This window comes from Aestuariivita sp. (assembly GCF_049276915.1).
Taxonomy (GTDB): domain Bacteria; phylum Pseudomonadota; class Alphaproteobacteria; order Rhodobacterales; family Rhodobacteraceae; genus Aestuariivita.
In genome coordinates this window covers 1-21,794 of record NZ_JBASXK010000123.1, presented here as the reverse complement: position 1 = coordinate 21,794, position 21,794 = coordinate 1, and the positions used below count along the sequence as shown (strand labels likewise).

Sequence of the window (21,794 nt, the reverse complement as noted above, 5' to 3'; positions counted from 1 at the left end):
GCTAGCATGAGGATGGCAAAAATCCATGGAATTGACACGCGCGATTGATGCCTATTGCGAACGTATCGACGCAGGCTATTGGGCCGAGCCGGTGAATGCGGTGACCAATGCGGCGTTCTTGCTGGCCGCCGTGGTCATGTGGCATCGCTCGGCGGGTCTGCCCCTGGCGCGGCTGCTTGCGGTGATCCTGGGGATGATCGGGCTGGGGAGCTATCTGTTTCACACCCATGCACAGGTCTGGTCGGCAATCGCCGATGTGGTGCCGATCCTTGGGTTCATCCTGGTCTATATCTTTGCGATCAACCGCGATGTCTGGGGGTTTGGCACATGGGGCGCGTTGGGGCTGACGGCCTTGTTCTTTCCCTATGCGGCACTGACCGTGCCGGTGTTTCAGCTTTTGCCGATTGGCGCGTCGGCCGGATATGCGCCTGTGCCGCTGCTGATCCTGATCTATGCGGTGTTGCTGCGCAGGAGAGAGCCCGCCCTGGCGCGCGGCTTCGTGATCGGGGCGCTGATCCTGATCGCCTCGCTGGCTGCGCGCACGCTGGATGAGCCCTTGTGCGCGCTGATCCCGATGGGAACGCATTTCGGCTGGCATATTCTGAACGCGATCATGCTGGGCTGGATGATCGAGGTGTTCTTGCGGCACCGGGCGCGGCAAGGGGGCTAGCCCTCCATGTGACCCCAATCCGAACAAGGTACGCCGCTTGCCGCCAGATCTGCCTTGAACGCGTCCATTTCCGCGACCTTTTCGGTGGCGAGATTGATATGGTGGAGGGTGAGTTTCATGTGCTCTGCCTTGCCGATGGGGGTCGGCCAGACTGTGCGGCGTTGCGCGGTCTGTTGCAAGAAGGCGGCCCGCGCGTGCGTTAGGCCGCGTCAGGCGGGGATGCAGGGGAAGATATACACCTCGGGGGTCTCTTTGAGATCATAGCGCACCGTAGAGGCGGGCAGCGACTGGCCACTGATGCGAATAGCACCTGCGCGGGAGCTGACGGTCAGCGTCTCGGCAAGGCCGGAGGGGGCCGGAAAGCGCAGTCTGAACCGTGTGTAGCGGAATTTGCCGTCCTGCTTGACGCTTTTGTCTTCCAACCGTGCGGTCAGCGTGCGGTTCTTTTCGGTCAGGGTGATCCGGGAGGCCACCAGCGAGACATCCGAGAAGCGGCCATTGGTGACCTCTTCCATCACGGCCACTTGATAGACCGCGTAGGCCTGTGCGCTGTCGGCGTTCTCGGTGCGCAGGTAAGTGTCGATTGTCGCGTTGCCTGTCTTCACAACGCCCCGCGCAAAGGTGCCAAACAACGAACAGACGTTGCTGCCTTTGGATACGGTGACATCGGCCGAGTTGGGCACATAGTTGCGCTGTGGCACCGGGATCGGCACGCAGGCGGTGAGCGCCACGGCGAGGGCGGCGCTCGTCAGGCCCAGACGCGCCTTGGAAACAGTCACTTTCATGGAAGACCTCCTTTTGAGGGTGCGCGATCAGGGCAAGCTGACGGCGTGAGACACCGCTGTGCTGATAGCGGACCTTACCGCGTGTGTGGCCGGAGCGAGAGTGGGGTATTCCATACTCGGGCGCATTGGCGGGGTTTGCGCTGTCCGCGCGCCCAGAAACGGGCAGGGGGTTTGGGAATTTCGCGCGAAAATCGTGCAAGGACGCGTCCAAGCGCGGGCAACGGCTTGGCATCGCCGCGCCCCCGCGTTACATGCGGGCGATCCTTGTTATCAGAGGCCAGACACATGTCCATCGACACCAGCACCGCGGCGAAAGTCGCCAAGCTCGCCCGCATCCGGGTAGAGGAAGACCAGCTTCCCGCGCTCGCGCAGGAATTCAACACCATTCTGGGCTTTATCGAGCAACTGAGCGAGGTCGATGTCGACGGGGTCGAGCCCATGGTCTCGGTCACGCCCATGCGCCTGAAGCGGCGCGAGGATATCGTCACGGACGGCAACCAGCAGGACAAGATCCTGTCCAATGCGCCGGATGCACGCGAAGGGTTTTTCGCCGTGCCCAAAGTGGTGGAGTGAGCCATGTCTGATCTGAACAAACTCACGCTGGCCGAGGCCCGCGATGCCCTGCGCAAGGGCGAGACGACCTCGGTCGAGCTGACCGAGGCCTGCCTGGGCGCGATCGACGCCGCGGATGCGCTCAATGCCTTCGTGCACAAGACGCCCGAGATCGCGATGGAACGCGCCAGGGCCGCCGATGAGCGCATCAAGGCAGGCAATGCGCCGGCCATGTGTGGTCTGCCGATTGGCATCAAGGATCTGTTTTGCACCAAGGGCGTGCCCAGCCAGGCGGCAAGCGCCATTCTAGAAGGCTTCCGGCCCGAATATGAATCCACCGTCAGCCAGAACCTGATGGATGCGGGCGCGGTGATGCTGGGCAAGCTGAACATGGATGAATTCGCCATGGGCTCGTCCAATGAAACCTCGGTCTATGGCAATGCGATAAGCCCCTGGCGGCGCGACAATGACGACACGCCGCTGACGCCCGGCGGGTCTTCGGGAGGGTCGGCCTCGGCCGTGTCGGCGGATCTGTGCCTGGCGGCCACCGGCACCGATACCGGCGGTTCGATCCGCCAGCCTGCGGCCTTTACCGGCATCACCGGGATCAAGCCGACCTATGGGCGCTGTTCGCGCTGGGGCATCGTTGCCTTTGCCTCATCGCTGGATCAGGCGGGGCCGATGACCAAAACCGTGCGCGACTCGGCGATCATGCTGGAGGCGATGTGCAGCCATGACCCCAAGGACAGCACCTCGAGCGCTCTGCCCGTGCCGGATTTCGAAGCGGCCCTGACCGGGGATATCCGCGGCAAGACCATCGGTATCCCGCGCGAGTACCGCATGGATGGCATGCCCGATGAGATCGAGGCGCTTTGGACCGAAGGGCGCAAGATGATGGAAGATGCCGGCGCGAAGATCGTCGATATCTCGTTGCCGCACACGAAATATGCGCTGCCTGCCTATTATGTGATCGCCCCTGCCGAGGCCTCGTCGAACCTGGCGCGCTATGACGGGGTGCGTTATGGCCACCGCGCGACGCTGAGCCAGGGCGATGGCATCACCGAGATGTATGAAAAGACCCGCGCCCAAGGCTTCGGGGCCGAAGTGCAGCGCCGGGTGATGATCGGAACCTATGTTCTGTCAGCGGGGTTCTATGACGCCTATTACAACCGTGCCCGCAAGGTGCGCGCGCTGATCAAGAAAGACTTTGACGATGTCTTCGCGCAAGGGATCGACGCGATCCTGACGCCGGCCACACCCTCTGCCGCTTTCGGTCTGGGTGAGATGACCGATGCCGATCCGGTACAGATGTATCTGAACGATGTGTTCACCGTGACGGTGAACCTTGCCGGATTGCCCGGCATTGCCGTGCCCACCGGCATGGATGCGCAAGGCTTGCCCCTGGGTCTGCAACTGATCGGACGCCCCTGGGAAGAGGGCGATCTGCTCAATTCGGCCTATGCGCTGGAACGTGCCGCCGGATTTGTGGCAAAACCTGCGAAATGGTGGTAAAAGCGGCCCAAACAAAAAAAACCGTAAGGCAGGACAGCAGAGCGATGAGATTTGCAATTACAGCCTTGGCGCTGATCATCCTTGGTGCATGTGCCCAAGTCCCCGACAGCGCGGCAGGTGTCGGGTTCAACAACTCTCTTGAGGCGCAGCGCGCGCGTGATGCCGCGTTGTCACAGCAGCGCGCGGTCTCGCCGCTGCCGCCACCGACGGCGATTTCGAATGAACAGCTGGCCGCCCCCACAGCGCTGCCCGCCGCGGCACCGGTCGCAACCGTCGCAACGGCCGCCCCGGCACCGCAGAGCGAGGGGGACGCGATCATCCAAGCGGCGGCCTCGCTGAGCGAGACGCAGGCCAATTCGGGCGTCGCGCCGCTGCAGGCCAGCCCCTCCAATCCCGCGCCCCAGATCATCGGCAATCCCGGGATCTCGGATGAGAACGACTTTGCCGCCGTGGCCGAGCGCGAATCCATCCAGAGCGACGCGGCGCGCATCGAACAGAACCGCGCGCAATACCTGGTCGTGGCCCCCACCGCCGTGCCCACGCGCACCGGCAATGAACAGCCCAATATCGTACAATATGCGCTGGAAACGCGCCATCCGCGCGGTACCCGGCTTTATTCGCGCACCGGCATCAACCTGGCTGCCCGCTCGCAGCGCAACTGTGCAACCTATCCCTCGTCGGATCAGGCGCAGATTGATTTTCTGGCCAATGGCGGGCCGCGCCGCGATCGCAAGGCGCTTGATCCGGATGGTGACGGCTATGCCTGCGCCTGGGATCCGACCCCGTTCCGCGCGGCTGTCCAGAACTGAGCCCTGCGCCCGTGATCTGGCACCCCAGCCCCAATTTCGGCCCGCGCCGGGATGGGCTGCGCCCGCAATTCGTGGTGCTGCATTACACGGCAATGGACACCGCCGAGGCCGCACTGGTCCGGCTGTGTGACCCCGAGGCCGAGGTGTCGGCGCATTACCTGATCTCGAACAGCGGAACGCTCTGGCAGATGGTGCGCGAAGAAGACCGCGCCTGGCATGCCGGGGCAGGGGAGTGGCGGGGGCTGAGTGATATCAACTCGCGCTCGATCGGGATCGAGTTGGATAACCGTGGCACCCATCCCTTCAGCGAAGCCCAGATGGCGGTTCTGGATCGGCTTCTGGCCGATATCCTGTCGCGCTGGGCCCTGCCGCCCGAGGCCGTGATCGCCCATTCCGACCTTGCGCCGGGACGCAAGGGGGATCCCGGGGCGCGTTTTGACTGGGCGCGGCTGGCCCTGCAGTCGCTTGCCGCCCCCACGCCCAAGGCCCGCGCCGGGCAGGGCGGTGATCTGGAGGCAGCGCTTGTGGCCGCAGGCTATAGCGCGCCGGTTTCGTGCGAGGACCGGCTGGCGGCCTTCCGGCTGCGCCACCGCCCGCAGGCCAGCGGGCCGGCCAGCCCAGAGGATCACGCCATCCTTGAGGCACTGGCGCAGGCACAGCCCCTTGACCGGACGGCGGGGCATGCGTAACTGAGCGTCTGCGCGGAAGGCTGGATGGCCGCGGGCCTGTCAAGGTTCGAGGAAAGTCCGGACTCCATGAAGTAACGGTGCCGGGTAACTCCCGGGCGGGGCAACCCGACGGATAGCGCCACAGAAAACAAACCGCCCTGGCGCAAGCCCGGGTAAGGGTGAAACGGTGGGGTAAGAGCCCACCGCGCGACTGGCAACAGGAGTGGCACGGCAAGCCCCACCGGGAGCAATGCCAAATAGGACCCCCGCGCGGGCAGGTCGGCGCAAGCCGATACCGCCGCTAGGCGCGCTTCAGCCAAGAGGGGTCGGGTCGGCAGCTAGAGGCCTGGGGGCAACCCCAGGCCAAGATGAATGGTCATCCACCGCCAGAGCGATCTGGTGGAGACAGAATCCGGCTTACAGGCCTTCCGCGCAGCCTGACCAACAAAACTATAGGCGGACGGTGTATTGTGGTATACATTGTCGCAGGCGCTATCATGCGTCTTTGCGCTAGCCGCGCGGAGGAAGCCCAAGTGAAGGTTAAGTTGCTCGAAAGACCTGTCCCGCCCGGACGGGACGAAGAAGTCCTTGATATTCTGGGATTTATTGCGCCATCCTTTGTGTTGTCTCTTATTCAGGCCACATCCGATTGCGTGAAGATCCTGTCCATGGATGGGCGGATCGTGTTCGTGAATCAGATCGGTCTGGATGAGCTGATGGGGGGCGCGCTGCACGAGGTGCGCGACTCGATCTGGAGCGCCTACTGGCCCGCGCGCGCGAGACCCGCGCTGGAAGAGGCGCTGGAACTGACGTCGCAGGGACGTCACATCTATTGCGAATTGCCCCGGGAAACCGAGGATGGCGATGGCCGCCTCTGGTCGGTGAACCTGACGCCGGTTTTCGATCAGAACGGCGAGGTCATGGCCATTGTGGCCATGACGCGCGACATCACGGCCAACATGAATCACGCCCCGTTTCCCAACTGACGTGAGGCTTGCGGCGAAACCGGCTTGACTCGCTGCCCAAGGCGGGTAAAAGCGGGCGCTCATAACGAATTCCCCGACAGGCGTCGCCTCTCGGATGCAGGAGACAGACCATGGCGAAGCCGACCACCATCAAGATCCGCCTGAACTCGACCGCTGGCACTGGCCATTTCTATGTGACCAAGAAGAACGCGCGCACCATGACCGAAAAAATGTCGATCCGGAAATATGACCCGGTGGTTCGCAAGCATGTCGAATACAAAGAAGGCAAAATCAAGTAAGTCTGATTTCAGACTGGTGTTTCAGGGGCCACGCCAGCGCGTGGCCCTTTTCTTTTGCGATCACGCCCCGGCTCTGTGCGCCGCAGACAAGCGCATGGGCGGGCGTCAGGGGCATGGATCGGCCCGGCGCGATGCGGGATGAATGACGGGATCTGTACCTTACCTCTGGACTCCGCTTGCCTTGGTAGCGTTTCATGGCAGCCAGACATTCAGAGTATCAGGGTCGTCAGGAGGACAGTTTTGAAACACCCCCTTATCATCGCAGCGCTGCTGTGTAGCGTCGCCGCTTGTAGTCCACGCGAGGGCGTGGGCTTTACCGGCCTTGGTAGCGAACCGATCGCCGTATCCCGCCAGCAGGGCGCGGGGTCACAACTCACAGGCGGTACGGGCTATCAAAGCCTGACCTCGTCGCTGGTGGTTGCACCCACCAACCCGCGCCGCACGCAGCGCCAGCTGCGCGAGGTCTTCGCCGCACCGTCGGCGGGGGGCGATGTGGTGCGCCTGGGCGATCAGACGCTGCGCATGAACCTCGTGGATGTCAGCGGCCAACGCTATGCGGTGCTGCGCCCGTCCGGGGCCGGTCCAGTATCGGGTGGGGCCAGCTTGGCCTTCACGCTCAATGCGCGGCTCTTGACGGGATGCGCGCAGGGCGGTCCGTTTTACGGTGAGGCCTCGGGGATGGCGACGGCGACACCGCTGGTCTGCTGACGCCGCAGGGGCCCGAGCACACCGAAGAAAGCCGACACCGAAAAAAGCCGACCCGGGTGGGTCGGCTTTGTCGTTTCGCTGCGATGAAACGCGGTGTTATTCGCGATTTCCGAACAGTTGCAGCAGCATCATGAACATGTTGATGAAGTTCAGATAGAGGCTCAGCGCGCCCATGATGGCGGCTTTACCCAGCCATTCCGTGTCGCCATGGACGGCATGGGCCACATATTCGGTCTTGATGCGCTGCGTGTCATAGGCGGTCAGACCGGCAAAGATCAGCACGCCGATCGCCGAGATCGCAAAGACCATGGCAGGCGATTGCAGGAACAGGTTGACGATCATCGCCACGACCAGACCGATCACACCCATGATCAGGAACGATCCCCAGCCCGAGATGTCCTTCTGGGTGGTATAGCCCCAGAGGGACAGACCGGCGAAGGCGATCGAGGTGATCAGGAAGATCTGCGCGATCGAATATCCGGTGAACACCAGGAAGATCGAGCTGATCGAGATGCCCATCACGGCGGCAAACGCGTAAAACACGGTCTGCGCGGTGGCAGCCGACATGCGGTTGATCATCGCGCTGAAGCCGAAGACGAAGATCAGCGGCGCGAACATCACCAGCCATTTCAGCGGCGAGGCATACAGGGCCACACCCAGACCGGTCAGGTATTCATTGGCACCGATCTGATAGGCAGTCGGCTCGGTGGTCACCGCAAGACCTGAAATCGCCCAGGCTGCGGCAAAGGTGAGAAGCATACCTACGGACATCGTGCCGTAGACCTTGTTCATATGTGCACGCAGCCCCGCGTCAATCTGGGCAGCCTGTGCGCCGGCGGTTGTCCGGATTGTGTCGAATTCAGCCATTAATGGTCTCCATAATGCGACGATATCTGTGCCTCCGGCCCTGCGCCGAAAGCTCTCGGGTCAAATATTGGCAGAGGAGTCATCTTTTTCAAGGATTTCCACAGGGAATAAGTCAAGAATTCCTGCGAAATTCCGCAAGGCCGTTGCGAGAGGACACAATCCGGGCTTTCAGGGCCTATTTTTGCGCCCGGATCAGTATTTCCAGGTGCTCGGCACATCCCAGATCGGGCGGCGCGCTTCGGCGCGTGCGGCCGCGCGGCTCAATCCGATATCCTCCAGGGCGCGTGCATCCAGCGCCTTGAGATGCTGACGCGACCGCCATGCGGCCAGGATGGTCGACAGCTTCAGGCGCCGCGCGGGGCGGTGAAAGGCGGCGCGGCTCGAGGCGATATAGGTCATGTCGTATGTCCTTTCCGGAGTTCGTGATGATGATATGCGTGTCAATCAATTTCCTTGATGTATATGGCCTGCTGTGATGTATTTGGAAAACGAATGTTTGTGAGATAATCAATCAAGGTCTGTGATATATGCGCAATCTCGACATCACCACGCTGCGCTCCTTCGTGGCCGTGGCCGACAGCGGCGGTGTCACCCGGGCGGCGGGCTTTCTGCACCTGACGCAATCGGCGGTCTCCATGCAGCTCAAGCGCCTCGAGGACAGCCTCGGGCTGGACCTGCTGGATCGCAGCGGGCGCGGCATCGCCCTGACGGCCTCGGGCGAACAGCTCCTGGGCTATGCCCGGCGCATCCTTGAACTCAATGACGAGGCCTGGGGGCGGCTGACGGCCAACGAATATGAGGGAGAGATCACGCTGGGCGTGCCCCATGACATCATCTATCCCTATATTCCCCAGGTGCTGCGCCGCTTCGCGATGGATTTCCCGCGCATGCAGGTGCGCCTGATCTCGGCCCCGACGCGGGCGCTGCGCAACATGTTCGGGCGTGGCCAGTGCGACATCATCCTGACCACCGAGGAACAGGCCGGACCGGGCGGCGAGGTGTTGGTGCGCCTGCCGCTGGTCTGGGTCGGGGCCATCGACGGCACCGCCTGGAAACGCACGCCCCTGCCGGTGGCCTTCTGCTCGAACTGCATCTTCCGCCCCGATGTGCTGCGCCGACTGGACCGGGCGAACACGGTCTGGGACATGGCGGTGGAATCCGATCTCGACAATGCGGTCGAAGCCATGGTCAGCGCCGATCTCGCCATCACGGCCGTCATTCAGGGCGTCTATCCCCGCCAGACCAGCGTGATCGATCACGGCGGGCTGCTGCCTGATCCGGGCGAAACCCGCATCATTCTCTATCGCGACCGCAGCGATACGCCGGTTGCACAGGCCCTGCACAAGCTGATCAGCACGACCTATCGCAACCGGGCCAAAAACGGCGAAGACATGCAGCTCAGCGCCTGATTCCGGCTTCTTTCTGGTTGCAAATACCCCTCACCCCGCCGCCACGGGGCGTGGGCTCATGGCGTGATGATCACCTTGCCCGTCGATTTGCGCGATCTGAGCAGCTCCATCCCCTGCGCCACCTCGCTCAGGGGCAGGCTGTGGCTGATATGCGGGTTCAGCTTGCCCTCCAGGTACCAGCCGGTCAGCGTTTTCAGACTGTCCACGATGACGGCGGGCTTGAACGCCATGTAGCCGCCCCAGTAAAATCCCAGCACGCTGATGTTCTTGACCAGCAGGTGGTTCGCCGGGATCATCGGGATATCGCCGCTGGCAAAGCCGATGGTGAGGATCCGCGCCTCGGGGTTGCAGGCGCGAAAGGCCGCCTTGAACGCATCGCCCCCCACCGGGTCATAGACCACATCGGCCCCGCCAAGCGCCTTGATCGCGCCGCGCAGATCATCGGTGTCGCCGTCGATCACATGATCCGCACCGGCCTTGCGCGCCACCTCCAGCTTGTCGGTGCCGCGCGCCACCGCAATCACCCGCGCGCCCATGAGCTTGCCGATCTCAACCGCCGTGAGGCCGACGCCGCCTGCGGCCCCCAGAACCACAAGGGTCTCGCCCGCCTTCAGCCCGGCGCGATACTCCAGCGCCACATGGCTTGTGCCATAGGCGATCTGGAAGGCCGCCGCATGTTCAAAGCTCATGGCATCGGGCAGTCGGACCACCCGGGTCGCGTCATAGACGCCCTGTTCGGCCAGGCCTCCGCCGCCACCAAAGACCGCCACCCGGTCGCCGACCTGGAGGCCCGGGACCGAATCTCCCAGGGCGTTGATCTCGCCGGCAACCTCCATGCCCAGCGTGAACGGAGCCTCGGGCGTGTCCTGATAGGTGCCCGACTGCATCAAAAGATCGGCAAAATTCAACCCGCAGGCGCGGATGGTCAGCCGGACCTGACCCGGCCCGGGTTCGGGGGTGGGAATGTCGGTGAGGGCCGGTGCATCCCCGGCTTTGGCAATATGGTATGCAAGCATGTCAATGTCCCTGTTTGCCAATAGTTAGCCGGTAAAGTGAAGGCAAAGTCCAGCCTCACAAACCCAGGATGACGCTGCGACAACGCAGGGCCGGAACCGGGTTGGCTGCGTCATGTTGACCCAACGTCAGCTTTGTTGATTCTGTTAACTTTTCGTTAACCAATCCGTCAAAATACTCGCTACTGGTGAATCATAAACCTTGTGCTCAACCAAGAAGTAGGACTACACTTTGCCATGTCGACCCGGCTTGTGAGCACGGCCTGGACGATGTGTGTGAATGTGTAAGAGCCGGCCCCCTTTGATCAGGCCACTGATCAAAAGACCATAGTACGTCCGGTTCAATCAAGATGCTTGTGACGGAGGTAAATTATGGCTCACCCTGTGGACGTTCACGTCGGAAAACGTGTGCGGCATCGGCGCTGGTTGATCGGAATGACGCAACAGCAGCTCGCCGAAAAAGTCGGAATAAAATTCCAGCAAATCCAGAAGTACGAAACCGGAGCGAATCGTGTCAGCGCGTCTCGCCTCTGGGATATTTCCGACGCGCTTGATGTGCCGGTCAGCTTCTTTTTCGAAGGTCTGGAGGATGAGGTCCAGAACGGTGCCGGCATCAACGGTGTTCCCGCCGATCTCCTGGGCGATAAAGAGGCGCTTGATCTCGTGCGCTCCTACTATGCCATTCCCGAAAATCAGCGCAAACGGCTGTTCGAACTGGCCCGCGTACTCAGCGACGTCGCCTAAAATCCTGTCTCGCGTGCATAGCCGGGCGCAAGCCGCGGCTTGCACGCTTTGGTCTGAACTGGCACATCGGGTGCCATGACAGACCAACCTCTCTCTGATCTCGATGTTGCTCATGCGATGGCCGACGCGGCGCGCGCAGTCATTCTGCCGTATTTTCGCGCGCATGATCTGAGTGCTGACAACAAGGATGCCGCCGGGTTCGATCCGGTGACGCAGGCCGACCGCGCCGCCGAGGAGGCGATGCGCGCCGTTCTGGCCCGCCACCGCCCCCAGGATGGCATCTGGGGCGAAGAGTTCGGCCAATCCCGCGGGGACTCGGGGCGCCTGTGGGTGCTTGACCCCATCGATGGCACGCGCGGCTTTATCAGCGGCACGCCCACATGGGGCGTTCTGATCGCGGTGGGCCCTGAGGGGCAGGGGCCGGATCTGGGCATGATCGACCAGCCCTATATTCAGGAGCGATTCTGGGGCAATGCCGGAGGTGCCTTTTGCCGGGGTCCTGCGGGGTTGAGCCGGCTGCAGACCCGCGCGGCGCGCGATCTGGGGGCGGCGATCCTGTTCACCACCTTCCCCGAAGTCGGCCGTTCGCAGGATCGTGCCGGGTTCGAGGCGGTCGGAAACGCGGTGCAGCTCGTGCGCTATGGGATGGATTGTTACGCCTATGCGTTGCTGGCGGCCGGGCAGATTGACCTGGTGATCGAGGCCGGTCTGAACGCTTATGACATCCAGGGCCCCCTTGCGGTGATCGAGGCGGCGGGCGGGATCGTGACAGACTGGCGCGGCGGCGCGGTGCATCAGGGCGGGCAGGTTCTTGCCGCGGCCAATGCCGACATCCACGCAAGCGCGCTGAAACGGCTGAGTCCCTTCGCGGGCTGACTTGGCCTGCGGGGTCCGGCGGGCTAGGGTCAGGTTTTGGGGGTACGAAACGCACATCCATGGCTGATATCCTTGTACAAAACGCACAAAACATCCTGACGATGGATGATCAGCGCCGCGAGCTGAGCGGTGCCGATATCCGCATATCGGGCGGCGTGATCACCGAGATCGGCGTCGCGCTTGATCCGGCGGGGGCCGAGGTGATCCATGCTGCCCGCCTTGTGGTGACGCCGGGTCTGGTCAACACCCATCACCATCTCTACCAGACGCTCACCCGCGCCGTTCCGGGGGGGCAGGATGCTTTGCTTTTCGGTTGGTTACAGACGCTTTATCCCATCTGGGCGCGCTTTGGGCCCGAGGAAATGTTTGTCTCGGCGCAGATCGGCCTGGCCGAGCTGGCACTTTCAGGATGCACGCTAAGCTCTGACCATCTCTATCTTTTTCCAAATGGCGCGCGGCTGGATGACACGATTGCAGCGGCTGGCGAGGTCGGTTTGCGCTTTCAGCCCACACGCGGGGCCATGAGTATCGGAGAGAGCGCGGGCGGCCTTCCTCCGGATGCGCTGGTCGAGGCCGAAGCGGCCATTCTTGACGATATGATCCGGGTGATCGACGCGTTTCACGACCCTTGCGAGGGCGCGATGCTGCGCGTGGGCGTGGCCCCGTGCTCGCCGTTTTCGGTCAGTCGTGACCTGATGCGCGACGCGGCCATTCTGGCGCGCGACAAGGGCGTGATGATGCACACTCACCTGGCCGAAAACGACGAGGATATCGCCTATTCCGAGGCGAAATTCGGCTGCAGGCCGGGGCAATATGCCGAGGATCTTGGCTGGACCGGGCCGGATGTCTGGCATGCCCATTGCGTGAAGTTGGACGGCCAGGAGATTGATCTGTTTGCCAAAAGCAGAACAGGTGTTGCGCATTGTCCCTGTTCGAACTGTCGATTGGGCAGCGGTATCGCGCCGTTGCGCGCGATGCGCGATGCGGGCGTGCCTGTCGGCCTTGGCGTTGACGGATCCGCCAGCAATGACGCGGGAAACCTGGTGCTGGAGGCGCGTCAGGCCATGCTGTTGCAACGGGTCGCCAAGGGGGCCGATGCCATGAGCGCGCGCGAAGCATTGGAGATCGCCACCCGCGGCGGGGCCGAGGTTCTGGGCCGTCCCGATTGCGGCCAGATCGCCGTGGGCAAACGCGCCGATCTTGCGCTGTGGGATGTTTCGGGCCTTCAGTCCGCAGGTAGCTGGGATCCCGCCGCCCTGCTTCTGGCCGGGCCGACACGGGTGCACCATCTGATTGTCGAAGGCAGACAGGTCGTGCGGGACGGGCAGATCGTGACGCTGGATCTGCCTGCTGTCATTGCACAGCAGAACCGTCTTGCCGCCAGGCTTTCGGAAGGAGTTTAGCGATGTCTTTCAACCGGTTATATGCGGTACTTTCAGCGATGTTCTTGCTGTGCTCCGCCTCTGGGGCCGCGGCTGATGCGACGATTTTATCGGCGGTGAACGCCCTGCGGGCCGATGCCGATCGCGCAGCGCTTACCTATTCCACAAGGCTGCAACGCGTCGCTGAAATTCATGCGCGCGACATGGCGGCACGGGGGTTCTTCTCGCATAGGGGAAGCGACGGATCGACCCTGTCGGATCGAGCGCGGCGCGTGGGATACGGCTTTTGCTTCATTGCGGAAAACATCGCCAAGGGGCAGCGCACGCAGCAGGCGGTGATGGAAAGCTGGGTCAACTCGCGCGGGCACCGGCGCAACATGCTGGACCGGCGGGCCAGCGAAATCGGGCTTGCACGTGCCGAGGGTGCGCTTTGGGTCATGGTGCTGGGGCGTCCGGGGTGCTGACCTGCGCGCGCCCCGCAATCCACACCTGAGCAATTGCGCGGTCATCGCCCATCATGATCGTGGGAAATAGCGCCTCCCAGATGTCATCGGCGCGCGACGCGCGCTGGGAGATCGCCGGGGTCGAGGCAAGGTCAAGCGCGATCAGATCGGCCTCCATGCCCGGTGCCAGGTTGCCGATCCTGTCACCCAAGCGCAGGGCACGGGCCGATCCGCAGGTCGCCAGCCACAAAAGCTGGGCAGGATGCAGCGCCGTTCCGCTGAGCTGGCCGATTTCATAGGCCGCCGCCATCGTGCGCAGCATCGAAAAGGATGACCCGCCCCCGGTGTCCGTGGCCAGCCCCACGCGCTGGCCCTCGGCCATGCGGGCGGCCATGTCGAACAGCCCCGAGCCGATGAAGCTGTTGGAGGTCGGGCAATGGATCAGCGCACCGCCAACCTCGCGCAGGCGGTCGCGTTCGCGCGGTTCAAGATGGATCGCATGGCCATAAAGCCCGTTGGCCCCAAGCAGGCCATGCGCTTCGTAGGTATCCAGATAGTCCCGCGCCTGGGGATAGAGCGTCTTGACCCAGGCGATTTCGTCGGTCTGCTCGCTCAGATGGGTTTGCATCAGGCACTCGGGATGCTCGGCCCAGAGCGCGCCAAGTGCGTCGAGCTGTTCAGGTGTCGAGGTGGGCGAAAAGCGCGGTGTGATGGCATAGGACAGCCGGTCGGTGCCGTGCCAGCGCTGCAGCAGGGCGCGGCTGTCGTCATAGGCCGATTGGGCGGTGTCGCGCAGCCCCTCGGGGGCGTTGCGGTCCATGCAGGTTTTCCCGGCGATGATGCGCTGGCCACGCGCCTGTGCGGCGGTCATGATCGCATCCACGCTTTGGGGATGGATTGTGCAATATGAACAGATGGTTGTGGTGCCTTCTTTCACCGTTACATCAAGATAGCGCGTGGCGATTTCGGCGGCATAGCGGGGATCGGAAAATCGCGTTTCTTCGGGGAAAGTATAGGTATTGAGCCAATCGATCAGGCGCTTGCCCCAACTGGCGATGATCGCGGTCTGAGGATAGTGGACATGGGCATCCACGAACCCCGCCATCAGCACGCGCGCGCCGTGATGTTCGATGGGCGCATCGGGGAATTGAGCACGAAGATCGCTGAGCGATCCCAGGGCCACGACCCGACCGTCGCCTAGCGCGATCGCCTCGTCCAGACGGGTGGCCTGCGCCGGATCGCCGTCAAAGGGAGAGCCACGAAAGGACAGAACCTGCCCGGTCAGGATAACGGTCAAAGCCAGGGGTGTCGCGCTCCTGTTTTTTGTGCAACCCTGCTTGCGTCAGGGCGACCAACAGATTAGCCCGGGCGCTGGCAGGGGTAAATCGGCCCATTATCATTGTTTTCCAACAGCACCTTCTTTTAGCCTGATTGCCTTGAAGATGTGCTGCTCAAAGGGGGCGGATATGAGTTCAGACGATTTCATCACAGACGCGGAAATCGCAGGGGACGAGTCTGCCTATACGCTGGATCGCAAGTCCATAAACGCCATCCTGGCCTCGGTCGAGGCCGATGATCAGGTCCTGCTGACCGAACTTATGGAGCCTTTGCATGCGGCCGATATCGCCGACATGCTGGAGCAGTTCAACAGCGGTGACCGGGCGCGGCTGATCCGGCTTTATGACCGCGAGTTTGACGGTGAGATCCTGTCGGAACTGGATGAGAGCATCCGCGAAGAGGTGATTTCGGTTCTGCGTCCGCAGGTTCTGGCCGATGCCGTGCGCGAGATGGAAAGCGACGATGTCGTCGATCTGGTCGAGGATCTGACCGAGCCTCAGCAGGAGGCGATCCTTGATGCGCTTGAGGATGCGGACCGGGTCGCGGTGGAACAGGCGCTGGCCTATCCGATCTATTCGGCCGGGCGACTCATGCAGCGCGAAGTTGCCATGGCACCGGAACACTGGACCGTGGGCGAGGCGATTGATCATCTGCGTGCGTCCGACAACCTGCCCGAGCAGTTCTATCATCTGGTTCTGGTTGATCCGCGTCTGCACCCGGTGGGCAATGTCACATTGGGCAAGCTGATGCGCTCGCGCCGCGAAGTGCCTTTGCTGGATCTGACCGAAGACACGTTTCGCGCCATTCCGGCTACGCAGGCCGAAAGCGAAGTGGCTTACGCGTTCAACCAGTATCACCTGATCTCGGCGCCGGTCGTGGACGAAGAGGGGCGGCTGGTCGGGGTGATCACCATCGACGACGCGATGACCGTTCTGGATGAAGAGCATGAGGAAGACATTCTGCGTCTGGCCGGTGTGGGCGAGGAAAGCTCATTGTCGGACCGTGTGATCGAGACCACCAAGCGGCGCTTTCCATGGCTGTTCGTGAACCTTGCGACGGCCATTCTGGCTTCTTTGGTGATTGCACAGTTCGAGGTGGCGCTGGCGCAGATCGTGGCGCTTGCGGTCTTGATGCCGATCGTGGCGTCGATGGGGGGCAATGCGGGGACACAGTCTCTGACCGTGGCGGTGCGCGCGATTGCGACCAAGGATCTGACCGGGTCGAATGTCTGGCGGGTGATCCGGCGCGAAGTGCTGGTGGGGCTGATCAATGGTTTGGTCTTTGCGCTGGTGATGGGGATCGTCGGGTATATCTGGTTCGGCTCTCTGGTGCTGGGATATGTGATCGCAGCGGCCATGGTGATCAATCTGGTTGTTGCCGGGTTTGCCGGCACCGTGATCCCGGTGCTGCTGGATCGCCTCGGGATCGACCCGGCGCTGGCCTCGGGTGCATTCGTGACGACGGTGACCGATGTGGTCGGCTTTTTCGCCTTTCTCGGGCTTGCGGCGGCGATCCTGTTGTGAGCGATCTGGCCATCCTGAAAGCGGATGCGCGCAAGGCCGGGTTTGCCCGGCGCAAGGCGGCGCATGCCGCGGCGGGGCCGGGGGCGGCCGGCTTGCTGTCCGAGGTTCTTGCGGGTCATCGCGGCGTGCCGATCTCGGGCTATATGCCGATCCGCACCGAGATCGACCCCTTGCCCGCCATGGCAGAGGCCGCGGCCTATGGGCCTGTGGGGGTGCCGGTCATTCAGGGCGCAGGTCTGGCGCTGCTGTTTTCGCGCTGGGAGCCGGACTGCGCGATGAAGGAAGGTCCGTTCGGGGCGCTGATCCCCGAGGTGGATGCGTTCTTTGAGCCGGAAATTCTGATCTTGCCGCTTGTGGCTTTTGACGCGCAGGGCAACAGGCTGGGCTATGGCGGCGGGTTTTATGACCGCACGCTTGAGATGTTGCGCGCCCGGCGAGGAACGCTGGCGATCGGGTTTGCCTATGCGGGTCAGGAGGGCGAGGCCTTGCCGCTGGAAGCGACCGACCAGCCGCTGGACATGATCGTGACCGAACGTGACGTGCGCCGGTTCCCGCGCCGGCGCTGACGGTTAACCCGCGCCGATATCCACGCGGGCGATGGAGACGGTTTTGACAATTGCGAACGCGTCGTCGCCGGGGGCGATCGAGAGCGCCTCGGCCGAGCGTCGGGTGATGCGCGCCAGCAGCTTGTCGGTGCCACAGGTCAGCTGAACGATCACGCCCGGACCGACGCCCTCGCGCAGGGCAACCACCTTGACCGGCAGGATATTGAGCGCGGACAGTCCCACGGGGGGCGATTTCGACAGGATCACGTCCTGTGCGAGAATGCGCACCCGGGTGGCGGTGCCCGGTTCGGTCTGCGTGCGTGGCAAGAACAGGCGACCGCCCGAGGCTTCAAGCTCGGTCAGGCCGTCGTCGTGATGGCTGACCACCCGTGCGGACAGAACCGCCCCTGCTTCGCGCACACCGATCTGGCGCACCATGTCGGGGTCCGACAGCATCGCTTCGGCGGGGCCTGAACGGGCGACGCGCCCCTCTTCGAGGACCACAAGCGTGGTGGCCAGACGCGCCACTTCGGCAACCGAATGGCTGACATAGAGGATGGGCAGGCCAAGCTGATCGCGCAGCCGTTCGAGATAGGGCAGGATATCGGCCTTGCGCGCGGCATCGAGCGCGGCCAGCGGTTCGTCCATCAGCAGCATCCGGGGTCGGGTCAGGAGCGCGCGGCCAATGGCGACGCGTTGCTTTTCGCCCCCCGACAAGGCGTTCGGCGCGCGCTCCATCAGATGACCGATCCCCAGCAGGTCGGCGACCTCGTCGCGCCCCGGTCCCCTGGCATCGGCGGGCGCGTATTTCTGACCATAGGCGAGGTTCTGAGCGACATTGAGATGTGGAAACAGCCGCGCCTCCTGAAAGACATAGCCAAGGCGGCGCTTGTGCACAGGCACAAAGCGGCGCGCGGCGCTGTCGTGGAGCATATCTCCATTCAGCGAAATCCGCGCGTGGTCGGGCCGCAACAGACCGGCAACGGCGTTGATCACAGTGGTTTTGCCGGTGCCCGAGCGGCCGAACAGAACGGTGATGCCGTCCGGGGCCTCGAAGGCGACGTTGAGATCAAAGCCACCGAAGCTGTGAGAGAGATCGACCGAAAGGCTCATGCGCTTTCGTCCCGACCGGTGGCACGGCGCTGGGCACGCCGGGCCAGCGCCTCGGAGGCCAGCAGCGCGGCCATGGCGATGCAGATGGAGACAATCACCAGCCGCATCGCGCCGCTTTCACCGCCCGGAATCTGCAGGAAGGCATAGATGGCCGAGGGAATGGTCTGGGTCTGGCCGGGGATGTTGGACACGAAGGTGATGGTGGCACCGAATTCACCGATGGCCTTGGCAAAAGCCAAAAGTGCGCCCGCGATCAATCCGGGCATGATCAGCGGCATGGTGATGGTCACGAAGACCCGGATGCGCGAGGCCCCGAGGGTGGCGGCGGCCTCTTCAAGGCGGGGGTCGACCGCCTCGATCGCCAGCCGGATAGCGCGCACCATCAGCGGAAAGGCCATGATGGCCGCCGCCAGTGCCGCGCCGGTCCAGCGAAATGCCAGCACAAGGCCGAATGTCTCTTCGAGCCAGCCGCCGATCGGGCCGCGCCGCCCGAATGAGAGCAACAGCAGATAACCCGTGACAACCGGGGGCAGGATCAGCGGCAAATGCACGGCCATGTTCAGCAATTGCTTGCCGCGAAACTCCCAGCGGGCCAGCGCATAGGCGACCGCGATGCCGAAGGGCAGGCTGAGCAGGGTCGCCCAGAAAGACACCTGAATGGACAGCGCAACGGCCTGCCATTCCTCGGGGCCCAGCCAACCGGTCATTGCCGGACTATGGTAAAGCCATAGTCGGCGAATATGGCGCGGGCCCGTGCGCTCAGAAGGAAGTCGAGCAGGGCAGGGGCGGCCTCATGCGTGCTTTCGGAGGTGATGGCGGCCGGGTAGAGGATTGCCGGATGCGTGCCCTCGGGAAACCGGGCCGCAACATGGACCTGGCTTTCGATCATGGCATCCGTGGTATAGGCGACGCCCAGTTGCGCCTCGCCCAGGGCCACAAGGCGCAGGGCCGCACGCACATTGTCGGTCTGCACGACCGAAGGCGCGAGATCTTCCCAAAGCCCCAGCGTTTCAAAAGCCGCCTTGCCGTAGATCCCTGCCGGAACCGCATCCACCAGCGCCATGGCGATCCGGCCTTCGGAGCCGAGGGCTGCGCGCAAGGCGTCCGAGGACAGTTCAAGCGGGCTGTCGGTTTGCGAAATCAGCACCAAACTGTTGCCGGCGATGATCACACGGCTTGCGGGTCGGATCAGGCCGGTCTGTTCCAGCGCGTCCATCCAGAGCATGTTGGCCGAGATGAAGATATCCGCCGGTGCCCCCTGCTGAATCTGGCGTGCCAGAGCCGAACTGCCCGCATAAGAGAGCGCGACGCCCGTTCCCGTTTGCGCCTCAAAGTCGCCCACCGCGTCGTCGAGCACGTTCTTGAGGCTGGCAGCGGCGAAGACAACCACATTGCGCGCCTGCGCCGTGCCCGCAATGAGAGCCAAGGCAAGCGCAAGGTAAATCTGAAGAAAAAGCCGTGTCATGACATGGCGATATGACAAGCCGGATCGCCCGCTTGCAAGGTATTTCTGGGTTAGGGAGAGATGAACTGCACGCCGGGAATGCGTTCTATTGCGAAAACATCCTCGTCATAGATCTCGGTCATCTGCTCGACCAGTTCTTCGGTCCAGCCGGGGATGTCGAGTTCTTCTTCCAACTCATCTTCCAGAGCGAATTTGTCGAGGAACGCCGCAATCACGCGGCGCTTTTGCATCTCGGTCATCTGGGGGTGTTCGTGCAGATAGGTACGAAAGCGATTCATGCCTTCCTTGCTCATGATCGTCTTGAGCAGATCGAACCCGCCGATGATCTTGTCGCCATGCTCGAGCCCCGCCATTTCGCGGATGATCTGGGCCCATGTGAGCGGCGTATCTTCGTTGCACCAGATGGTGATCGGCACATCGGGTGCCGCATCGCGCACCGAACGGATCATGTCGGACCACAACAGCGTGCGCGGATCGCGCCCGCCAAGGATTTCATCCATGCTGCGTTCGGGCGATTTCTCCTGCACCAGCGGCAGAAAGGTCGCCGGGTTGCGCAGCGCCATGAACATCTCAAGCTCGTCTTCGGGAAACAGCCGGCGCAGGTTGGCCAGTCGTTCGGCCGCCGCGGGATAAAGGATGCCATCGCGCACAGCGGCATTGGCCACACCAAAGAAATGCGCATTGGACAGGATGACCCGATCGGCGTCTTCGTCATCGAGGATCGCATCCAGCAACACTTCGCGGGCCTGCGGGTCGGGCGCTGCGCTGCGCATGGCCTGAAGGGTCGAGCGCAGCAACTGGCGGTATTTGCCCGGCCCGGGGACCGCGATGCCTTGCGCGGAAAACCCATCCTTGTTGCGCAACAGGCACTTCATCAGCCGATCATCATCGGTGAAATGCGCGCCCATATGAAAAATGATCTGCATGTCCTGATGGAGACCCTGCTCTTGAATATCCTTTTGGGGTAGCGCCTTGGGATGGGTCAGTCAAACTGCTTTCGATCCTGACGCGTTTTCAGTCTTGCAGAACAGCCATCTTGCGGGTAGTTCGTCGCGCGAAGCCCCTATAGCTCAGCTGGTAGAGCAACTGATTTGTAATCAGTAGGTCCGCGGTTCGAGTCCGTGTGGGGGCACCATAAAAATCAAACACTTAGAAGGTTTTCAGAGGCGTCGGTGCAGACCGCTTTTCGATCTAGGCTACCATCAGGCTACCTGAGGCGTTATCGTGACCGCAGGGACAGGGCGGACTGATCTGCACTCTCTGCGCTACGGCCAGCCTTGGCACGAAGAAGCCCGCGCCGTCCTATCTTACCCTTCCAGCGTGACCGTGACGATCCGGCCGTCGATCTGGTAGGCAACTTCGGGCGGTGCCTTGCTGAGAAGGTTCCTCAGTTGGGTTTCCCACTTCGCGGCGTCCGACTTCCTCGGTCGCCCCATCCTCTTGGGTGCCGGGGTAGCGGCCGGGGCAGCGGCGACGGCCTCGGCATGGGCGCCGTCTTCGATTTCCTGACAGACGAAGATCGCGTCCTCGAGCCCGGTGATGCTGCCCCGCTGCCGCAGGATCTCGTCCCGGTGCTGGAAGATACGCCGTGCCCGGTTGTCCCGGGCCGCTGCGATGCCGTTGGCTCTCAGGAACTTGCCCCAGGCGGCGGTGGTCGCCTTCCAGCCTGCCAGCCGCTCACCAGCGCGCATGTACGCCTGGGGCTCTCGCCCCTCATCATCGCAGAGCTCTTGCCGCCCATTGAGGCGGTGATGGTGCGCAAGACAAACGAAGAGATCGAACACCGCCATGGCTGAGAAAAAAGTCTCCGTCCGCCTCTCTGCGACCGGCGGGCCCCAAGTGCGTGCCGAGTTGGAAGGTGTGGGCGAGGCGGGAACCCGCGGCATGGGGCGTCTGTCGCGCGAGCTCGACCAAGCCAATGCACGCATGGCGGCCTTTGCACGCCGCGCCAAGATCGCGGCGACTGCTGCTGCCACGGCGCTCGCTGCTGCCGTCGTGTCGATGACCCGCTCGACCGTTGCTGCCGCCAACGAGATCGGCCAGCCGCCAAAGCCCGGCGACGGGCTGGTGATGGCGATCACGGCAAGTTGCATGGCTTCCGAGTACCC

26 protein-coding genes, 1 tRNA gene, 1 other RNA gene and 1 pseudogene are annotated in these 21,794 nt (G+C 63.0%); 19 read left to right on the top strand and 10 right to left on the bottom strand.

Features of this window, described 5'->3' with window-relative positions; genetic code table 11:
- Window positions 1-25: 25 nt before the first annotated feature.
- On the top strand, window positions 26-670 hold the full coding sequence (locus tag WAO69_RS13200) for a ceramidase domain-containing protein (RefSeq protein WP_422179865.1): 645 nt from the start codon (window positions 26-28) through the stop codon (window positions 668-670).
- On the opposite strand, the gene WAO69_RS13195 is transcribed toward WAO69_RS13200, so the two are convergent.
- Both WAO69_RS13195 and WAO69_RS13190 read right to left on the bottom strand, forming a co-directional pair.
- A complete protein-coding gene (locus WAO69_RS13195; RefSeq protein ID WP_422179863.1) occupies window positions 667-789 on the bottom strand; it encodes a hypothetical protein in 123 nt (40 codons plus the stop codon). The genes WAO69_RS13200 and WAO69_RS13195 overlap by 4 nt on opposite strands.
- 90 nt (window positions 790-879) lie before the next feature.
- The gene (locus tag WAO69_RS13190) at window positions 880-1,455 is read right to left on the bottom strand and encodes a hypothetical protein (RefSeq protein WP_422179861.1); all 576 of its coding nucleotides are present in this window, start codon (window positions 1,453-1,455) and stop codon (window positions 880-882) included.
- Window positions 1,456-1,740: 285 nt separating this feature from the next.
- Between WAO69_RS13190 and gatC the strand changes: the two genes are divergently transcribed.
- The 8 genes from gatC (at window position 1,741) to WAO69_RS13150 (ending at window position 6,968) form a co-directional block, all read left to right on the top strand.
- On the top strand, window positions 1,741-2,028 hold the full coding sequence (gene gatC / locus WAO69_RS13185) for an Asp-tRNA(Asn)/Glu-tRNA(Gln) amidotransferase subunit GatC (RefSeq protein ID WP_422179859.1): 288 nt from the start codon (window positions 1,741-1,743) through the stop codon (window positions 2,026-2,028).
- 3 nt (window positions 2,029-2,031) lie between these two features.
- Window positions 2,032-3,519, top strand: a complete 1,488-nt coding sequence (gatA, locus tag WAO69_RS13180; RefSeq protein WP_422179856.1) for an Asp-tRNA(Asn)/Glu-tRNA(Gln) amidotransferase subunit GatA — start codon at window positions 2,032-2,034, stop codon at window positions 3,517-3,519.
- Between the two features lie 44 nt (window positions 3,520-3,563).
- Window positions 3,564-4,328 (top strand): hypothetical protein, encoded by a 765-nt coding sequence (locus WAO69_RS13175; RefSeq protein WP_422179854.1) that lies wholly within the window; start codon window positions 3,564-3,566, stop codon window positions 4,326-4,328.
- Window positions 4,329-4,339: 11 nt separating this feature from the next.
- A complete protein-coding gene (locus WAO69_RS13170) occupies window positions 4,340-5,017 on the top strand; it encodes an N-acetylmuramoyl-L-alanine amidase (protein ID WP_422179852.1) in 678 nt (225 codons plus the stop codon).
- Window positions 5,018-5,029: 12 nt separating this feature from the next.
- Window positions 5,030-5,432, top strand: an RNA gene (gene rnpB / locus WAO69_RS13165) — RNase P RNA component class A.
- A 97-nt stretch (window positions 5,433-5,529) separates the two neighbouring features.
- Window positions 5,530-5,982: a PAS domain-containing protein gene (locus WAO69_RS13160; RefSeq protein ID WP_422179850.1), complete on the top strand. Its 453-nt coding sequence runs from the start codon at window positions 5,530-5,532 to the stop codon at window positions 5,980-5,982.
- Between the two features lie 110 nt (window positions 5,983-6,092).
- Window positions 6,093-6,260 (top strand): 50S ribosomal protein L33, encoded by a 168-nt coding sequence (rpmG, locus tag WAO69_RS13155; RefSeq protein ID WP_274961353.1) that lies wholly within the window; start codon window positions 6,093-6,095, stop codon window positions 6,258-6,260.
- Window positions 6,261-6,500: 240 nt separating this feature from the next.
- Entirely contained in the window at window positions 6,501-6,968 is a 468-nt protein-coding gene (locus WAO69_RS13150; protein WP_422179847.1) for a hypothetical protein, read from the top strand.
- A 96-nt stretch (window positions 6,969-7,064) separates the two neighbouring features.
- Here WAO69_RS13150 and WAO69_RS13145 read toward each other — a convergent pair whose 3' ends face one another.
- Together WAO69_RS13145 and WAO69_RS13140 are read right to left on the bottom strand one after the other, a co-directional pair.
- Window positions 7,065-7,835, bottom strand: a complete 771-nt coding sequence (locus tag WAO69_RS13145) for a Bax inhibitor-1/YccA family protein (protein WP_422179845.1) — start codon at window positions 7,833-7,835, stop codon at window positions 7,065-7,067.
- Between the two features lie 192 nt (window positions 7,836-8,027).
- Window positions 8,028-8,234, bottom strand: coding sequence for a DUF1127 domain-containing protein (locus WAO69_RS13140; RefSeq protein WP_422179843.1), 207 nt, complete (start codon window positions 8,232-8,234; stop codon window positions 8,028-8,030).
- 128 nt (window positions 8,235-8,362) lie between these two features.
- On the opposite strand from WAO69_RS13140, the gene WAO69_RS13135 reads away from it, so the two are divergent.
- Window positions 8,363-9,244 carry a LysR family transcriptional regulator gene (locus WAO69_RS13135; protein WP_422179841.1) on the top strand — a complete coding sequence of 294 codons (882 nt, stop codon included), beginning with the start codon at window positions 8,363-8,365 and terminating at the stop codon, window positions 9,242-9,244.
- Window positions 9,245-9,300: 56 nt separating this feature from the next.
- Here WAO69_RS13135 and WAO69_RS13130 read toward each other — a convergent pair whose 3' ends face one another.
- On the bottom strand, window positions 9,301-10,260 hold the full coding sequence (locus WAO69_RS13130; RefSeq protein WP_422179839.1) for an NADPH:quinone oxidoreductase family protein: 960 nt from the start codon (window positions 10,258-10,260) through the stop codon (window positions 9,301-9,303).
- 369 nt (window positions 10,261-10,629) lie between these two features.
- On the opposite strand from WAO69_RS13130, the gene WAO69_RS13125 reads away from it, so the two are divergent.
- The 4 genes from WAO69_RS13125 (at window position 10,630) to WAO69_RS13110 (ending at window position 13,723) form a co-directional block, all read left to right on the top strand.
- On the top strand, window positions 10,630-11,001 hold the full coding sequence (locus WAO69_RS13125; protein WP_422179837.1) for a helix-turn-helix domain-containing protein: 372 nt from the start codon (window positions 10,630-10,632) through the stop codon (window positions 10,999-11,001).
- A 75-nt stretch (window positions 11,002-11,076) separates the two neighbouring features.
- Window positions 11,077-11,877, top strand: a complete 801-nt coding sequence (gene hisN, locus WAO69_RS13120; protein ID WP_422179835.1) for a histidinol-phosphatase — start codon at window positions 11,077-11,079, stop codon at window positions 11,875-11,877.
- 59 nt (window positions 11,878-11,936) lie between these two features.
- Window positions 11,937-13,280, top strand: a complete 1,344-nt coding sequence (locus tag WAO69_RS13115) for an 8-oxoguanine deaminase (protein ID WP_422179833.1) — start codon at window positions 11,937-11,939, stop codon at window positions 13,278-13,280.
- A 2-nt stretch (window positions 13,281-13,282) separates the two neighbouring features.
- On the top strand, window positions 13,283-13,723 hold the full coding sequence (locus tag WAO69_RS13110) for a CAP domain-containing protein (protein ID WP_422179831.1): 441 nt from the start codon (window positions 13,283-13,285) through the stop codon (window positions 13,721-13,723).
- On the opposite strand, the gene guaD is transcribed toward WAO69_RS13110, so the two are convergent.
- Complete coding sequence (gene guaD / locus WAO69_RS13105; RefSeq protein WP_422179916.1) at window positions 13,695-15,005, bottom strand: guanine deaminase; 1,311 nt, start codon at window positions 15,003-15,005, stop codon at window positions 13,695-13,697. The genes WAO69_RS13110 and guaD overlap by 29 nt on opposite strands.
- Before the next feature lie 163 nt (window positions 15,006-15,168).
- On the opposite strand from guaD, the gene mgtE reads away from it, so the two are divergent.
- Complete coding sequence (mgtE, locus tag WAO69_RS13100; RefSeq protein ID WP_422179829.1) at window positions 15,169-16,563, top strand: magnesium transporter; 1,395 nt, start codon at window positions 15,169-15,171, stop codon at window positions 16,561-16,563.
- Window positions 16,560-17,129, top strand: coding sequence for a 5-formyltetrahydrofolate cyclo-ligase (locus WAO69_RS13095; RefSeq protein ID WP_422179827.1), 570 nt, complete (start codon window positions 16,560-16,562; stop codon window positions 17,127-17,129). Before mgtE ends, WAO69_RS13095 begins: the two co-directional genes overlap by 4 nt.
- Window positions 17,130-17,132: 3 nt before the next feature.
- On the opposite strand, the gene modC is transcribed toward WAO69_RS13095, so the two are convergent.
- Genes modC through WAO69_RS13075 form a run of 4 tightly spaced genes read right to left on the bottom strand, consistent with a single transcriptional unit; the run spans window position 17,133 to window position 20,612 of the window.
- A complete protein-coding gene (modC, locus tag WAO69_RS13090) occupies window positions 17,133-18,221 on the bottom strand; it encodes a molybdenum ABC transporter ATP-binding protein (protein WP_422179825.1) in 1,089 nt (362 codons plus the stop codon).
- Window positions 18,218-18,928 carry a molybdate ABC transporter permease subunit gene (gene modB / locus WAO69_RS13085; RefSeq protein ID WP_422179823.1) on the bottom strand — a complete coding sequence of 237 codons (711 nt, stop codon included), beginning with the start codon at window positions 18,926-18,928 and terminating at the stop codon, window positions 18,218-18,220. The genes modC and modB overlap by 4 nt, the downstream gene beginning before the upstream one ends.
- Entirely contained in the window at window positions 18,925-19,686 is a 762-nt protein-coding gene (gene modA, locus WAO69_RS13080; protein WP_422179821.1) for a molybdate ABC transporter substrate-binding protein, read from the bottom strand. The genes modB and modA overlap by 4 nt, the downstream gene beginning before the upstream one ends.
- A gap of 50 nt (window positions 19,687-19,736) precedes the next feature.
- The gene (locus tag WAO69_RS13075) at window positions 19,737-20,612 is read right to left on the bottom strand and encodes a hypothetical protein (RefSeq protein WP_422179819.1); all 876 of its coding nucleotides are present in this window, start codon (window positions 20,610-20,612) and stop codon (window positions 19,737-19,739) included.
- Between the two features lie 133 nt (window positions 20,613-20,745).
- Here WAO69_RS13075 and WAO69_RS13070 point away from each other — a divergent pair.
- The 3 genes and pseudogenes from WAO69_RS13070 to WAO69_RS13060 form a co-directional block, all read left to right on the top strand.
- Window positions 20,746-20,821: transfer RNA gene (locus WAO69_RS13070), tRNA-Thr, on the top strand.
- 349 nt (window positions 20,822-21,170) lie between these two features.
- Window positions 21,171-21,482 carry a DUF7697 family protein gene (locus WAO69_RS13065; protein ID WP_422179817.1) on the top strand — a complete coding sequence of 104 codons (312 nt, stop codon included), beginning with the start codon at window positions 21,171-21,173 and terminating at the stop codon, window positions 21,480-21,482.
- Window positions 21,475-21,794 (top strand): annotated as a pseudogene (locus WAO69_RS13060) (hypothetical protein); the annotation flags it as partial. The gene WAO69_RS13065 and the pseudogene WAO69_RS13060, both read left to right, overlap by 8 nt.

Coding starts and splice junctions, on each gene's coding strand:
- mgtE (WP_422179829.1), top strand. CDS start 15,169: ATGAGTTCAGACGATTTCATCACAGACGCGGAAATCGCAGGGGACGAG.
- WAO69_RS13190 (WP_422179861.1), bottom strand. CDS start 1,455: ATGAAAGTGACTGTTTCCAAGGCGCGTCTGGGCCTGACGAGCGCCGCC.
- WAO69_RS13065 (WP_422179817.1), top strand. CDS start 21,171: ATGGGCGCCGTCTTCGATTTCCTGACAGACGAAGATCGCGTCCTCGAG.
- gatA (WP_422179856.1), top strand. CDS start 2,032: ATGTCTGATCTGAACAAACTCACGCTGGCCGAGGCCCGCGATGCCCTG.
- WAO69_RS13130 (WP_422179839.1), bottom strand. CDS start 10,260: ATGCTTGCATACCATATTGCCAAAGCCGGGGATGCACCGGCCCTCACC.
- WAO69_RS13175 (WP_422179854.1), top strand. CDS start 3,564: ATGAGATTTGCAATTACAGCCTTGGCGCTGATCATCCTTGGTGCATGT.
- WAO69_RS13200 (WP_422179865.1), top strand. CDS start 26: ATGGAATTGACACGCGCGATTGATGCCTATTGCGAACGTATCGACGCA.
- modB (WP_422179823.1), bottom strand. CDS start 18,928: ATGACCGGTTGGCTGGGCCCCGAGGAATGGCAGGCCGTTGCGCTGTCC.
- modA (WP_422179821.1), bottom strand. CDS start 19,686: ATGACACGGCTTTTTCTTCAGATTTACCTTGCGCTTGCCTTGGCTCTC.
- WAO69_RS13145 (WP_422179845.1), bottom strand. CDS start 7,835: ATGGCTGAATTCGACACAATCCGGACAACCGCCGGCGCACAGGCTGCC.
- hisN (WP_422179835.1), top strand. CDS start 11,077: ATGACAGACCAACCTCTCTCTGATCTCGATGTTGCTCATGCGATGGCC.
- rpmG (WP_274961353.1), top strand. CDS start 6,093: ATGGCGAAGCCGACCACCATCAAGATCCGCCTGAACTCGACCGCTGGC.
- WAO69_RS13115 (WP_422179833.1), top strand. CDS start 11,937: ATGGCTGATATCCTTGTACAAAACGCACAAAACATCCTGACGATGGAT.
- WAO69_RS13125 (WP_422179837.1), top strand. CDS start 10,630: ATGGCTCACCCTGTGGACGTTCACGTCGGAAAACGTGTGCGGCATCGG.
- WAO69_RS13135 (WP_422179841.1), top strand. CDS start 8,363: ATGCGCAATCTCGACATCACCACGCTGCGCTCCTTCGTGGCCGTGGCC.
- gatC (WP_422179859.1), top strand. CDS start 1,741: ATGTCCATCGACACCAGCACCGCGGCGAAAGTCGCCAAGCTCGCCCGC.
- WAO69_RS13075 (WP_422179819.1), bottom strand. CDS start 20,612: ATGCAGATCATTTTTCATATGGGCGCGCATTTCACCGATGATGATCGG.
- WAO69_RS13195 (WP_422179863.1), bottom strand. CDS start 789: ATGAAACTCACCCTCCACCATATCAATCTCGCCACCGAAAAGGTCGCG.
- WAO69_RS13140 (WP_422179843.1), bottom strand. CDS start 8,234: ATGACCTATATCGCCTCGAGCCGCGCCGCCTTTCACCGCCCCGCGCGG.
- modC (WP_422179825.1), bottom strand. CDS start 18,221: ATGAGCCTTTCGGTCGATCTCTCTCACAGCTTCGGTGGCTTTGATCTC.
- WAO69_RS13110 (WP_422179831.1), top strand. CDS start 13,283: ATGTCTTTCAACCGGTTATATGCGGTACTTTCAGCGATGTTCTTGCTG.